This is a genomic window from Candidatus Poribacteria bacterium (assembly GCA_009839745.1).
Taxonomy (GTDB): domain Bacteria; phylum Poribacteria; class WGA-4E; order WGA-4E; family WGA-3G; genus WGA-3G.
Genome location: VXPE01000098.1, coordinates 1 through 14,331, shown reverse-complemented (window position 1 = coordinate 14,331; position 14,331 = coordinate 1). Strand labels below are relative to the sequence as shown.

The following is a 14,331-nucleotide window of genomic DNA, read 5'->3' as shown; positions in this document are numbered from 1 at the left end:
GAAGGTCGTGAGAGGTATCTAATGTTTGAGTTTCCATGAACTATAGTATACGAAAGCCGATACCAAATGTCAATACTTTTAGAATGTAAACACTACCTAGAGATCTTAAATCACAGGTGCTAAACTTGCTTGCCGATGGTCCCCTGTCAAGATCCGAATTGGCCAAGCAATTAGGACAGAAAGAAGTCTCCGGGCAGCTTAAAAAGGTTTTCCGGGACCTCCTAACTGATGAGATGATAGAATACACGTTACCACAGAAGCGCAGGAGTCCACGGCAGCAGTACCGGTTGACCGAAAAAGGGGAGATTGCCTTGGCAAGTCTGACGTCAGAAAAACCGGATTATAGTAAAACCCATAATTAATAGGACATTTGACAGCGGGCGAGGGGACCTCGCCCCTACGAGGTGAGGCAGGCATGTCGGAGCGTTAAAATGTCTTTTTAATTCTAAACTTTACTATAAGATGCAGCCCAAGTGCAGCCCAAGTGCAGTATAAGATGCAGCCAGAGTCACACCACAAAAATTTCAGTTTGGTCGGCACACCACAACATCAAAGGATAAGGAGGCTGTAATTCATGATTGAGAGGCGTTCGGTCCAGATATCCAGAAGTTGTTAATTTGTCAAGAGGTGTTAGAAGTCTTCTCTGTGACCCGCAAGAAGATGGCACGGTATACCCGGAATTGAAAACAGCAGATGACGAACACGCCATCCTTCGGTTATCAAAGGAAATTACACAACTTGAAGGAGCACTCATTCTGATTGACGATGTGGAGATGAAAGTCCATCCGCAGTTACATCAACTTTTCATGCTGCATTTACAACAATTGGCACTCCGTAACAACCTCCAGATCATTGTAACCTCTCAGAGTCCGGTTATTCTCGACTCGGTCCCCCTCAATGGCAGGATTTTTTTTGACCGAGACGACGGGTCAGGCGAGGTTGCTGTGCGGCTGCCTACCCTTATGTGATTAAGAACACCTCTGCGGAAAGTCCAAAGGAATTCATAAAAATGAGCACCGTTGGTGACAGAGAAATAGGCACACAAGAACGTGTCCTCACATTCTTCCAGAAGGTATTGGGGTATACCTACAGGTCTGCAACAAAACCCGATTGCTTGACATCCTGCACAACTTCATCGTCTTCGATGCTGGAACCAAAAAGATTTGCCGACATAACCAATTCTTCGGCGTGAAAGCTGCGCAAGCGCGTATCAGAAGCAGAGAGGGCGGTATCATCTGGCACACGCAAGGCAGCGGCAAGAGCCTTACAATGGTTTGGCTCGCAAAATCAATCCTCGAAACCCTCCCTAATGGGCGCGTGCTCATCATCACCGACCGCACCGAACTCGACGAGCAGATTGAAAAGGTTTTTAATGGCGTCAACGAAGACATTCGGCGGACACAGACCGGCGCGCATCTCCTACAGGTCCTCACGAATCCCGCGGAGCGGTTAATCTGTTCACTCGTCCACAAATTCGGCAGATCGGGTGAGAGAGAAGATGAAGATACCGATATTGACGATTATGACGATAGCTCACGAAGATTGGCGGTATTGATTAAATATCTGCTTCTAAACGAATCAAAGGTCTTTCTCTACAGGATAACCGTGTTCTGAGAGGGCAGTAGATATAGATGTCCAGATGGTTCGTGCCTGTTCAAGGGTACGTCTCACGCTGGCACAGGCTAACAGCCTATGCTACAAGGGTCAAAGTCACGCACAATGCGCTCTGTCATAATGGAGATACATTCGTTATTCATTGCCCTCTCCCTTTGTCTGTAAACGTCTATTCTTCTTTTCCTTTTATTTTGTCAAGGAACGGACTGAGTAGGTCTATCGGAATTGGGAAGACGACGGTCGAATTCTTCTCCGCACTCACTTCTACCAACGCCTGAAGGAATCGGAGTTGCACAGCGGTCGGGGTCTTGCTGAGGATTTCAGCGGCATTGGTTAGCACCTCGGCAGACTCGAATTCACCCTCGGCGTGTGTAACCTTCGCACGCCGTTCCCGCTCGGCTTCCGCTTGTTTCGCCATGGCGCGCTGCATCTCAACCGGGAGATCCACGTGCTTAATTTCCATCGCAAGCACCTCGACACCCCACGGTTCACAATGCTTCTTGATGATGTCTTCTAAGTCCTGATTTAGCTTCTCGCGCTCTGAGAGTAGATCGTCCAGTTCGGCACGTCCCAGCACGCTCCGGAGTGTTGTCTGTGCGACCTGCGCAATTGCGAAACCGAAGTCTTCAACTTCGATCACGGCTCTATCGGCTTCGGTTACTCTGAATGTGAGCACGGCGTTAACGCTCACGGAGACGTTGTCTTTCGTAATCACATCTTGTGGGGTGACATCGTTGACGATCACCCGAAGGCTAATCCGCTGCATCCGTTCAATCCAGAAGGGTATCATAAAGACGAGTCCGGGACCACGGGTCGAAACCAGTCGTCCGAGACGGAAAATAACGGCGCGTTCGTATTCTTTGAGGATTCGGATGCTCGTCCCAAGCATAATGACAACGACAATAACAATAGCAAAATAAATTGGATCAACTTGTGGCATTTTTTAATTTTTCCTTGCGGTTCGGTTCTTAATTTTTCCTTGCGGTTCGGTTAGGTGAATTTGATATATAGAGTGCCTCTCCGTAGAGCCGCCCTCCACTACGCTACGGGCTACGTTCCTGGTGCTATGAAAATAAACACCTTTTTAATTTTTCCTTGCGGTTCGTTGAGATGGATTTGAATATCAACGGGTTTCTCCGTTCAGGCTCAGTTTCTGATGCTATCAAGAACCGCAGCCAGTGAGGTCGCGAGCCTTTTGAAAAAAAGCACGTTTGCGCGGCGTGTTGAGCTGCCATTGCACCGGCACGGATTGGTAGCCGTTGCAATAGTCGTTTTCACCCGGATCGAAGTAGCCCCATGAGGCATATTGACTCACAGCGGCAACGAAGTTGTTTAAGGGTTTATCGAAATCGAAATGGTCGTCTTCATTGAAAAGGATCGGCATCGGACGGTAGCCCGGGACCTCGCGGGTCTGTTGGACCATCTCAATGATGCGGTTGGGATCGCTCACGCCGTTTCCGTGGACGAGCAGAAAATCGGAGGAACGGACGACATTCTCAAGCGGCACTCTGCCGCCACCGTAACTCGTTCCGACGAGGAATCTGTTTCCATTACGCGTCGTCGCTTTCACGCGTTCGATCAATTCATGCACCCGCTGAGGTTGCAGAATTTCGTGTGAGTATCTCACGTTACACTCGTTATTAACCTCAACGATAACATTGGTATATCCTTTATCGAAGAGCCAACCCGTCGCGTTGTCAACAGCGTTTTTGACAGCGTTTTCATCAGCGACCCGTTGGTCCTGCCCAAAGTAGAAATAACCGAGGATTACGACCATACCGAGTGCGTCAGCAAAGTCGATGATGCGTTCAAGCCTGGATAGGTAATCTGCATTGAGACTCCCATCGGCTTCTATACCGGAGTTGTGCCAGGGCTGTGCCTTGGAGTACCCTTCGGGACTGCCTCCTTGGAGGTTAATAGTGAACGCCAATATGCCGTGTGCACGCCATGTCGGCATCGCGGATAGGAATTCACGTGTATTGCGTTCTGGATCCCATTCACCTGTATCTGGATATTCCCAGAGATGTATGGTTTCGGGGTTCCGGTCATCAAAGATGCCTTGCACCATACGGGTGTTGAGAAGCAACCCCTCAATTTTATTCCCTTGGTAGGAGCGTCCCGGATAGGTAATTTCCCCATTGATGTAAAACGCATCGTCAACGATGCTCACTGCTGTCTGCATTTTTTCTCCTTCATATTAGATTGAATGCTCATATAATACCAAATCTAAAAAATAAATTCGCATTTAGAGGTTTTGAACCCTATGAGGTTTCCGATGGGTTGGGCGGGCGAGGGAACCTCGCCCCTACGAACCCATTTTCGTTAATGAGAAAAGATCCCTCAGAAATGGTATAAGTACTTTCCGTTTGGGCACCGACTGTGAGATGGGGAACCTCGGAAAAACACCAACTCCGATCCCACAACCTAACAGGTTATGCTACAAAAGATCTCCTTTTATTTATCTTCACCGATTGCGGAATGAGATTACTGTCTCTTCTGGGAGAGCGCTTTAAAGTATTGCTTTAATTGTTCCCGATACTGGAACGGAATGTCTTCAAATTCCTTTGCATACGGTGTGGTTTCTAATTTCCGAACGACTTCAAGGAGTTCAGGATGCAAAGGCGGGACCTCCTGTGCAGGCGTTTCGGGTCTTTCCGCTACCTCGGCTTTGCGCTGTTTACCGACATCCCGTTTCTGCAACGATTTTAGACTGTCAAGCATTCGCGTCAATATTTGTGCCTGTCTATCAAGAACATCCTCATTGAGTTCACCTTGACGGAGCGATTTCTCGACCTCAGTCATCTCCTCAGCGACATTTTCAAGACTGCCGAGCATCTGCGCCATCTGCTCTGCCCGTTCAGCGATCCGTTCCGTTGCTTCTCGGATCATCTGCTGTTGGGCAGCGAGTTGACGCATCATCTGCTCAACTCCTGGGGTGCGTCCCTGCTCGCGGAGCTGCTGATTCAGATTCTGTGCCATCTCGTTCAGCTGCTCTTGACTCTCAGCGAGCTGCTGTAGCTGCTCCATCATGTTTTCAAATCCGCTGGCACCCATCTGTTGGTTCATCTGTCCCATCGCTTCGAGGAGTTCAAAGACCGCCTGATTAAGATCAGCGAGTGCGCCTTTTTGGATCGGGATGGCGAGGTTCGGCTGCCTATCTTCTAAGGCACGCGCGGCACGCGCGAGCGCATCGTTAGAGGCGTTAAGATGGAATATTGCTTCAGGTGGCACTTGTATCTGTCGGCTCCCTAAATTCCACAGTTTACTGGAAAGTTGTGTGATACTCTCTGCCGCACTGAGTTCATCGGCGGCGAGCTGCTGCAATCGCACAATCTCACTTGAAATGTAAGCCTCAGACTGTCCAGTGGTGAGGATGTCGCTTGTTTGCGTGAGTACCTCCTCGTGAAGATGTGAGAGGTAAAGTCCACTTTCAACGGCTTCTTGTAGGGCAGTCAAAGTTTCGTTGGCGTTTGCGCCCTCCATGAACGCCAAGGCATTCTCCAAACCCTGTGCGAGTTCTGTGAGCGTTTGTTCTGCACCGCGTCCCGATTCCAGTGCCGCATTCTTCTGCCCACCTCGGAGATTGTCACTGGTTGCTTTGAGCATCTCGGGCAGTTTATGTTCGTGGGCAAACTGGTTGAGTCGGACGATTTCATCCGCAAGCCGTTCTATCTGCGGTGGCGCGTTCTCTTGATTTTGGGCAAGTTCACCCATTTTCGTGCCGAGTTCCTCTAACTTTTCGCTGAGCTGATTGAATTCATCCGCCACTCGGTCCTCTTTCTGTGCAAGATCCCTTGTAGGTGCAGACCGTTCCAATGATTCCAATGTATCCATCAACTGCTTTTGCTGTTCAGCGAGTGCCTTCGCCTGTTTCACCGCAGCTTCGAGTTCCTGTTCGAGGAGAATCTGTTCATAGAGCGATTTAGCGCGTTCGAGTTGTTGTAAGAACTGCTCTTGACTGAGATTCGCTTCCGCCATGGACCGCTCCTGATCGTCCACCTGCTGTTTTGCCAGTGCCTCTGATAACTTCCGCAGGAGTTCTTTATGTTCTTCAGACAGTGCCTTCTCCATCAATTCTTGCAGCTCTTGATATTTCTCTATCGTCTCAGCGTCAAAGAGTTGGTTCTGTTCCATCTCCTCTGCCGTCTCTTTCATGTTTTCGATGAGTTGCCTCGCCGTCTCCTCAATCTGCTTCTGATTCTCAAGCACCTGTTGCATCAGGTTTTCGTCATTAAGCGTAAGTTCCTGGCTCTTCCTGATTTTATCCAAGAGTGTGTCCACCAGGCCGGTCGCATCTGCCTGCTCGTCAACGAGTTCTTCAAGTCCTCGTTGTTCAGTTTCCTGCTCAGTCGCAACAGCGTCGTATAACTCCGAGAGCGAAGGAAAGCGGAGTGTATAGGTATGAGACGTGCCGATATTCGGTCCTGAGACATTGTCAATATCCAAGGCTTGAACGTAATACGCGAGCGTTTCGCCAGGGAACATACTAATCCGATCGACATCCCATGTGTATGCCACAAAAACCGATCTGTGTGAGAGTGCGTTCTCGACTCCCCAACGTTTTAAAGGCACATTCACCTCTTCGGCATCTTCACTCTCAACGCGATATATCAATTGAAGTTCCTGTATGCCATAGTCGTCTGTAGCCTCCACTTTTAGCTCAACCAACATCGCATCGTCTAAAACGGTGTCCCGTGCCGGTGCGACAATATTGACATCAGGGGCGGCATCCTCCAAAACGGTTATCGTTCGACTAACGGGATTCCGATTCGTGAACCCGTCACTGTCGGTAATGTGGATACGATAATTTTCACTCTCTCGAGCAACAAAAGTGCCTTGTATTGTTTGCGATGTGGCGGGTGCTTCCTGTTGCTGTCCATCCTCTACCAATTGTGTAATAGGGTCCTGTAATTTTCCTTCCCTAATCTCCAGTTCCACATTACCTGACGCCTCAAAAGCGATGTGTGCCTTCCGAAGTGGTTTATTACTCTCCCCAGTGAACATAACCTCTGTTCCAAAAAGCACGTGGATATCCCCGACATTCATTGGAAGGGTCTGGGACTGCAGCTGCGTGTAAGCAGGATAATTGAGTCGATACTGGAACTGCGTGACAATCGGTTCATTACTGATTGTTATTTGATACTGTTCCGATGTCACCTCTTCGACCGAAATATAGTATTGAAGCGGACGTGCCACATTCTCAAGCCTCGCGCTGTAGGGCGTTGAAATCTCGGAAACCTGCAAGCCGCGGTTGGCATCCGTGGGTGTCCGGTGCATCAACAACGATTGCCATTCTGCTGTTGACCGCACCTCATATTCATCGCCAACGCGATAGTAAAGCGCAACGGGAGCCCCAAGATGTCCACCTATTTCAGCAGTTACGGTAACATCGGTCCCCCGCTCAATTTGGAGACTACCGGGCTGGATTTTTGTAATCTGAATTGACTTCTTTAGATATTCCTGATCGTCTTGAAGCGTTTTCGGCAAGGTCTGGAACGCCTGTGCGAAGCCTGTAAACGCGGCAGGTAAAAGAAAATGTATCGCGAGGAGTAGGACGATCCCCCCGACGGCAATACCTGCATTTCGCTGAATCTTCCGAAATTCGGGCTGAAATACCTGTTTGTGTTGCACCTGTTCCATATCCCGGCTGGCTTGGACAATCAGATGCTCAACGAATTCTGGGGCATACCCAAGCCTGTTATCCTCCAAGGTGTTCCACAGTTGGACGGCACTGAGAATCCGGTTCTCAGCAGCGAAGGAGGCTTCAGGTTGTCTCGACTCAAGGCGCGAGGCGACAGCCGTGTCTGTCAACTTCTGGCAGAGTGGCAGAACGAACGTCCGAATGACGGTATAGACGGCACCCGCTATGGATAATAGGATAATTGCGATGCGTATCCAGCGCAAGAAGGGGGACTGCCATAACTGGAAACTCAGGGTTAAAATGATAAGTGTTCCCGCCATCACAAGCGCAAGCATACCGATGCACTTCAGGAGTCCTTCAGAGAAAGTGAGCCATCGCCACCGTCGCTGCATCGCACGCAGCCGATCCATAAGGTTTCCGTAATCCTCATTTACCTTTTGTCTGTTCATCTCATGCCATCCTTTAGTGCGTCAGGGCATATACAGCAATATTTACTGCCATTTTCGCAGCGAGTTCGCGGACCCGAGGCGTATCGTCCGGATGCACATCGGCATCCTCAAGCCCATCCCCGATGTCAGCACTGTAGACATAGTAAACGACCATACGTCCATCATGAAAAAGTCCAAACCCTTGTGCGGGTTCAGCGTCATGTTCATGAATCTTAGGGAGTCCTTTCAGTTCATAGAAACAGCGATAAATCAGATGCGTGTTTGGGATAGGCTGTAGTTCCTGCTCTGGAAAGACTCTTCGCATTTCACGACGAAAACTCTTATCAAGTCCGTAATCATCGTTCGCGAACAGAAAACCACCGTTCTTGAGATAATCCCGTAATGCCTCGACTTCACTTCCAGTCAATCGGATATTCCCGTGCCCTACCAGATAGAGTATCGGATATTGATAGAGGGTATGATCGGTCAGCTTAATAATGACCCTGTCCTTCGCGGTTTCTATATTTGTTCGGTTTCGAAGGAGTTGCAGCCAGTTTTTGATCGTTGTCGCGTCGCCATACCAATCGCCCCCGCCGCCATAGTGAACTTGGGCGATAGTTATCGGGACATCGGAAGCCTGTAAACTCACACCTATCACAGCGCAGAGAAGGAAACAACAAATCCAGACATAGTTTACAGTTATCCGTTTACAGTTATCCGTTAAAGAGGTTTTGATGTAACGATTTCGCATTTTTGGGTGCACTTCACATTAAAGTATTTAAGTCAATCCGACCCGTTTACGTAAAAACCATTCCGTCCCCAACAATCCAACAACCGCGATGAGAACTAACGGATGTGCCCAGAGTTCGCGTTCTGCATCAACGAATATTGGATTTTGGACATTCGCAATGTTTTCAGGGACGGACTCCGCGTCAGCCATCCTAAAGTAGGCACCCCCCGTTTGCCCTGCGAGTTGCTTCAGTAAGTCTTCATTGAGCTGCGGATTCTCCAATTCGGCAAGCTGTGGATGGGCATACACATCTATTTGATCCTCACCTAATTTCAGATTGCCACTCCTACCGATTGCGCGAATGCGGTACTTTCCCTTTTGTAGTAGTACAAATTGGGCAGTAAAGTGGCTGTCAGTTGTCGGTTCTGGATCGTCGGTTAAGGAAGGACCGGGTTTGGCAGACTCCCCCCCTAACTGAGAACCGACAACCGATGACCGAGAACTATTAATTTGGAAAGGATCTCCATCAGGCGGCACCACTTCGATCTCGACCGTTGCGCCCACTTGCGGTTGATAGGTTTCAGAATAGAGATACGCTGTAACCTTCACTGTATCCCCTATCGCGTAAGTGGAAGCGTCTGTCGTAAGATATACGTTTTTGTCATCCGTATTTGTTGCCATCCATCGCAGTACCTGTGCCCAAAAACGGGGATAGATTGCGTGATACCGCTTGTCTTTAAAGGTTTTAACACCAAACTGCCAATTATAGAAGCCCTCCGCGGCGATCAGTAGACTTTTGCCTAAACCTGCTCTCTGGAGCACCAGAATCGGCATGCCTTTCCCATTGTCCATCAGCGTCGTTGCCCCACCCCTGAGACGAAATCCACTGAAGAATCGCGGCAACGCTGGCATATTGGATAGAAAGTTATCAGTTGTTAGTTGTCGGTCGTCAGGTCCTGACCCCGCTTGCGCCTGACTGCGGACTGCCATTTGCGTCTCATGAAGTTGCAACATCGGGTGAAATGCCCCAGATTGGGTTAATTGCACCGTAAATTCTGTATCCTCTACACGACACCCCCGCGTTGGGATGTCAATCGGCAAGAGAGGTGCTAATTCTGTATTTCCGAACCCATTCACACCGAGCGTGTTCCGAGAGGGTAGAAAGATAACGGGTTTTCCGCGCGTCTCAACAAAATCGAGGATTGCGCGTTGCTGGGTTTGGGTAAGCTGCTCAGCACCCAAATCCCCTAAAATTAGCACATCGTATTTAGAGAGCTCGGCGAGCGTTTCAGGGAATTTTGGTGTCTCGGATACCGGCGTCGCTTGCGGATAATATCCATCTAAACGATTGGGGACGCTATCTACAGGCAGCCGCTTTGATCTATTAGACGCTAAGATTGCACAAGTCGCCTCAATATCCGGGTCTCGTTCCAATGTGCGTTTCAAAAAAGTATAGTCCCATCTGGGTCTGCCTTCCAGATAAAACACGTTCAACTTTGCCTTCACAACCTTTACCGAAAACGTCTTTTGATTGTTTGCCTCCGTGAGTTCACCGTCAAGGGTCGGAAGTGTAACCGAGTATTGAAAGTTCCCCTCTGACTGCGGTGTTATCTTCAACTCAATCACGTGTTGGGTCCTGGCGTTGATAGCGTTTACTTCCTGATGCGCGTTGAAGGTGAACGTTACAGCATCCACGAGACTGTTACTTTCTACTTCCCGCAAAGACAACTGTGTCGTTTTGCCGGTGTAGCCGGTTTGTCCAACGCTCACACGAATAACACTCTCATGGTCTGTATAAGCGATTGGCGTGTAATTGACCCGTTGAATCTGAATGTCTTTTGGGGGTTCCACGGAACCGACCCCTATTGGATAGATCGGCACCTCCAATGCGGTGATTGTCTCCAAAGGGAACTGCCCAGAATTGTGTGCCCCGTCTGTAATGAGGACGATACCGGCAGTTTGTTGACCTTTCCATGCCGCTGCAGCTTCCCGTATAGCCCCTCCAATATCCGTCAGATTTCCCTCCGCCTCGAATGTGGGCAATAGACCATCATCTTTTTGTGCCAATAGGACACTTTGTTGCAACCGCGTATTGAAAGGGTAGAGATGTACCTCAAACCTATTTTGCAAGGTTTGCAGGAATTGCCCTGGGACATTGAAAAGCAGCTGATTCACCTGACTGAGCCTCGAGATAGGCATCTCGCTCATGGGTGCATCGACGAGTTTCATACTTCGCGAGGTATCCACCAAAATGGAGAGGTGCGTCGGTGGCGTGATGTCCTTCTTTTCAATGATAACGGGGGCTAAGAGACAACCGAGCAGAATCGACGCTGCAGTGATTCGCAGCAGAATGAGTAAGAATCTATACCTCGGGTGTAATGGACGCGCTATCCGCAAATAGACAAATACCGTTATACCGATGACAACACCGATACCAAGCACAACTCCCCACCCCGGCACAAAATAGGTGAATCGCATATCTGGTTAATTCCTTTCACAACCTATTATAATCCAATTAGGGAATCACTGTCAACCCGATTTCTGTTTTCTTTACTAAACTTTGGACAATTTTTTCAAGGATACACATTTCGCCCCGCTGGGGCTTGCCTGGTGGGGGGTATGGCGTTTCTATAAACATTTCGCCCCGCTGGGGCTATCCTTTGGGGCCTCCGAGTTTATTTTTTCGGAGTTGGGTATGTGTGAGAAACCTCGAGAAAAATCAGACATACCTTGAAAACAAGGTATGAACCTGACTGAAATTGTCAAAACTATAGTTTCTTTAGAGCCATTTATGGTAAACTTTAGAATTAATTAGACATTCAGAATCTGTGCGGTTAGAAACCGCACCTACCGGGACTGGGTAAATGTCCGTTTATTTTTCAGGTTTACCATAGTTTTTATTTTCGGATTACGCGAAGTTGGAGAATTTGGCGATTTGCGATAAACTTTTGAAAAAAAAGAAAAAATATTGTAAAATGCTAATGCTACAGTTTATTTTTCAGTAAAAAAAATGCGTCCGTCTCCAATATAATAACTTCAATTACCGCTTTGACGCTTAGTGGGGGCACTTTATGACTTCTATACGGCAAGTTTCTGCTCGCAAGCAGCACAGAAATAAACTCTCTCGACGACAATTTCTACGGTATGGCACGCTCTCGGCTGCATCGGCAGCAGTCAGTCTCGGATTTTTAGGGTGTGGCAATGCATTAATTCAAAAGGTGCCGGGTTTTAGACCTGAGCCGCCCTATGAGTTCACGCCAACCCCAAATCGCTTGCTTGACCTCCCAGAAGGGTTTACCGCACACGCTTTTTCGAGAACAGGTGAAATGATGGACGATGGACTCTGGGTGCCGGGTGGACACGATGGTATGGCAGCTTATCCGGGGCCTAACGGCAAGACGCTCCTCGTCCGAAACCACGAATTGACCGCCACTGCCAAAAACGTCGGTCCCTTTGGATGGAATAACGAGAAACTTGAACGGGCTGCCCTTGATAACTTATATGACGCTGGATCCGGTGAATTACCTTGCCTCGGAGGAACAACGACACTTGTCTATGACACGCGGACACAGACGCTGGAGAAACACTTCCTAAGTCTAATCGGGACGATCCGGAACTGTGCGGGTGGCTTAACGCCTTGGAACACGTGGATAACCTGTGAAGAGACCATGCAGAAGGCAGAGGAGACCTACGAGGTGGACCACGGTTATAATTTTGAGGTACCTGTTTCTCCTGACATAGGATTAGCGGATCCGATCCCATTGAAAGCGATGGGACGTTTTAACCATGAGGCAGTCGCTGTCGATCCGAAAACTGGGATTGTCTATCAAACGGAAGACAGAGGTGATAGTTTAATCTATCGGTTTATCCCAGATAGTTTTAATGGCAGGACGGCTGAACTCGCTGCAGGTGGTAAACTTCAGGCACTGAAAATTCGGGATATGAAAAGCGCAGATACCCGTAACTGGCGCGGTCGATTGCAGAAGGTCTTCCCGTGGACCTACACCCCGATCCCAGTCGGAGAAACATTCGCAGTCGAATGGGTGGATATTGAGAATGTGGAATCGCCGGATGACGACCTTCGTATACAGGGTGCTGAAGGTAAAGATGCGGCGAAGTTCGCACGCGGCGAAGGGATTTGGTACGGCAGCAATCAAGAACACGGAGAATTCTATATTGCCTGTACGAATGGCGGTATTGCATACAAAGGGCAGATCTGGAAATACATGCCGAGTCCGCATGAAGGGACAAGCCGCGAGGCACAGGAACCCGGCACCCTTCAACTTTTCGTTGAGCCGAACGACAGGAATCTCATGGAAAATGCCGATAACCTGACTGTCACACCGTGGGGGGATTTAATTATCTGTGAAGATGGTCCAGAAGAGGAATTTTTGATTGGTATAACGCCTGAGGGACATCTCTATAAGTTTGCTCGAAACGCTGGAAATATGTCAGAGCTCGCGGGTGCGACGTTCTCACCTGATGGCACGACGCTCTTTGTGAACATTCAGAGTCATGGGATTACACTGGCGATCACAGGACCTTGGCATGAAATTCGGCAACGCCCGCTCGTATGAAACAGATCCGTTAGGGCTCGTCAATGTTAAAATTCAGGTTGCGGACTCGTCTTGTTCTGTCCAGTCTGCGTGTCTCTGAAGCGTCCGGATGTCGATATCCAATGAATGTGCCGCCTCATTGAGAGATGCGCATTCTGCGATCCGTTTCTCGGCGACTGCCCGTAGAATTTGATGCTGATTCATACCGCTTATATTCAGAAGTTCCGCGTTCTCCTCTGTCGTTGCGACCTTGGAAGTTTGGAAATTACGCCAGAGTTCTGCAAGATGCTTTGAAAGTTCATGTATAATTGTGTGCTGGACTTCTGCCGGGAGCGTCTTCCAGAGAGAGAGCAGCGTCTGAACAAATTCCGGGTGGATAGATGTGTGTGCTTTTGGGGTCGGTGGGGTGTCCGGTTTTTCGGAAACGGGGACAGTGAAAAAATTATACGGAAAATCTTTGATCTCAAGTTTGTCGGTTGTCGCCAGGGCGATAGCGGTTCTCACAGTGCTTCTGAGTTGTCGGATATTGCCGGGCCAGGCGGCTTGTTCAAGCCGTAGGAGTGCTTCGGGTGCAATTCCGGTAACACCTTTTCCACGTTTAGGCGTGAATGCATGAATAAAAGCATGGACTAAAGGCGAAATATCTTCTGCCCGTTCCCGGAGGGGTGGGACGTGAAGCGTCATGTCCATGAGCCGGTAATAGAGGTCGGCTCTAAACTCTGTTTTCAGAACGGCTTCCCCAATATTTCTGTTTGTTGCGGCGATCACCTGAAAATCAGCCTCCAATTTTTCGTTTCCCCCCATGCGTGTGAAGGTTTGTGTATCCAAAACCCGGAGCATCATTCGCTGTGCCTCTGCGGACATCTCGGTCACCTCATCTAAAAAGAGAATCCCCCCGTTGACCCTTTCAAAGGCCCCTTTGCGTTGGTGGCTCGCCCCGGTAAACGCACCTTCTTCATGTCCAAAGAGTTCACTTTGCAGAAGTTCAGAGGTAAATCTCCCGCAGTTGATAGCGACGAAAGGGGCGCTGCGGCGCGGACTGCTTTTATGGATGTATTGTGCAACCCCTTCCTTTCCGACACCCGTTTCGCCTGTAACGAAAAACGAAAGGTCTGATGCAACGACCTGCTGAACCGTGTGGTAAATGTCTTGCATCGGTTCTGATGGCAATTCGATAAATGTTGGCGGAATGTTCATGATGTGCTTCCTCACCCCTATCGCAAAATCTGACCTAAGTAGATGATAGCACACCTTATTTTTTTTCACAAGAAAAAACGCGTGAGAGATGCCCGAGATTCCCAGTGACGCAATTTTTGCGGGTTGACATACAATTTTTGCGGGTTGACATACAATTTTTGCGGG

General features: G+C 48.9%; 9 protein-coding genes and 1 pseudogene. 4 read left to right on the top strand and 6 right to left on the bottom strand.

All coding sequences use genetic code 11. The annotated features are described in order from the left end of the window. Positions 1-116: 116 nt before the first annotated feature. From F4X88_15270 to F4X88_15260, 3 genes and pseudogenes are all read left to right on the top strand, one after another. Positions 117-362, top strand: a pseudogene (locus tag F4X88_15270) (hypothetical protein). Positions 363-617: 255 nt separating this feature from the next. Then, the gene (locus F4X88_15265) at positions 618-968 is read left to right on the top strand and encodes an ATP-binding protein (GenBank protein ID MYA57646.1); all 351 of its coding nucleotides are present in this window, start codon (positions 618-620) and stop codon (positions 966-968) included. A 91-nt stretch (positions 969-1,059) separates the two neighbouring features. After that, entirely contained in the window at positions 1,060-1,614 is a 555-nt protein-coding gene (locus tag F4X88_15260; GenBank protein MYA57645.1) for a hypothetical protein, read from the top strand. A 169-nt stretch (positions 1,615-1,783) separates the two neighbouring features. Here the strand turns inward: F4X88_15260 and F4X88_15255 are convergent, their stop codons facing one another. From F4X88_15255 to F4X88_15235, 5 genes are all read right to left on the bottom strand, one after another. Then, the gene (locus F4X88_15255) at positions 1,784-2,554 is read right to left on the bottom strand and encodes a slipin family protein (protein MYA57644.1); all 771 of its coding nucleotides are present in this window, start codon (positions 2,552-2,554) and stop codon (positions 1,784-1,786) included. Positions 2,555-2,776: 222 nt separating this feature from the next. Beyond that, positions 2,777-3,796: a hypothetical protein gene (locus F4X88_15250; GenBank protein ID MYA57643.1), complete on the bottom strand. Its 1,020-nt coding sequence runs from the start codon at positions 3,794-3,796 to the stop codon at positions 2,777-2,779. Positions 3,797-4,098: 302 nt separating this feature from the next. Continuing rightward, entirely contained in the window at positions 4,099-7,704 is a 3,606-nt protein-coding gene (locus F4X88_15245) for a hypothetical protein (protein ID MYA57642.1), read from the bottom strand. Between the two features lie 13 nt (positions 7,705-7,717). Next, entirely contained in the window at positions 7,718-8,434 is a 717-nt protein-coding gene (locus tag F4X88_15240; GenBank protein MYA57641.1) for a DUF4159 domain-containing protein, read from the bottom strand. 27 nt (positions 8,435-8,461) lie between these two features. After that, entirely contained in the window at positions 8,462-10,891 is a 2,430-nt protein-coding gene (locus tag F4X88_15235; GenBank protein ID MYA57640.1) for a hypothetical protein, read from the bottom strand. A 593-nt stretch (positions 10,892-11,484) separates the two neighbouring features. Here F4X88_15235 and F4X88_15230 point away from each other — a divergent pair. Then, positions 11,485-12,990, top strand: coding sequence for a DUF839 domain-containing protein (locus tag F4X88_15230; protein ID MYA57639.1), 1,506 nt, complete (start codon positions 11,485-11,487; stop codon positions 12,988-12,990). 33 nt (positions 12,991-13,023) lie between these two features. Here the strand turns inward: F4X88_15230 and F4X88_15225 are convergent, their stop codons facing one another. Beyond that, on the bottom strand, positions 13,024-14,166 hold the full coding sequence (locus F4X88_15225) for a sigma-54-dependent Fis family transcriptional regulator (GenBank protein ID MYA57638.1): 1,143 nt from the start codon (positions 14,164-14,166) through the stop codon (positions 13,024-13,026). Positions 14,167-14,331: the final 165 nt, after the last annotated feature.

Excerpts from the sequence above, each read along its gene's own strand:
- F4X88_15255 (MYA57644.1), bottom strand. The coding sequence starts at position 2,554 with ATGCCACAAGTTGATCCAATTTATTTTGCTATTGTTATTGTCGTTGTC.
- F4X88_15250 (MYA57643.1), bottom strand. The coding sequence starts at position 3,796 with ATGCAGACAGCAGTGAGCATCGTTGACGATGCGTTTTACATCAATGGG.
- F4X88_15245 (MYA57642.1), bottom strand. The coding sequence starts at position 7,704 with ATGAACAGACAAAAGGTAAATGAGGATTACGGAAACCTTATGGATCGG.
- F4X88_15240 (MYA57641.1), bottom strand. The coding sequence starts at position 8,434 with ATGCGAAATCGTTACATCAAAACCTCTTTAACGGATAACTGTAAACGG.
- F4X88_15235 (MYA57640.1), bottom strand. The coding sequence starts at position 10,891 with ATGCGATTCACCTATTTTGTGCCGGGGTGGGGAGTTGTGCTTGGTATC.
- F4X88_15230 (MYA57639.1), top strand. The coding sequence starts at position 11,485 with ATGACTTCTATACGGCAAGTTTCTGCTCGCAAGCAGCACAGAAATAAA.
- F4X88_15225 (MYA57638.1), bottom strand. The coding sequence starts at position 14,166 with ATGAACATTCCGCCAACATTTATCGAATTGCCATCAGAACCGATGCAA.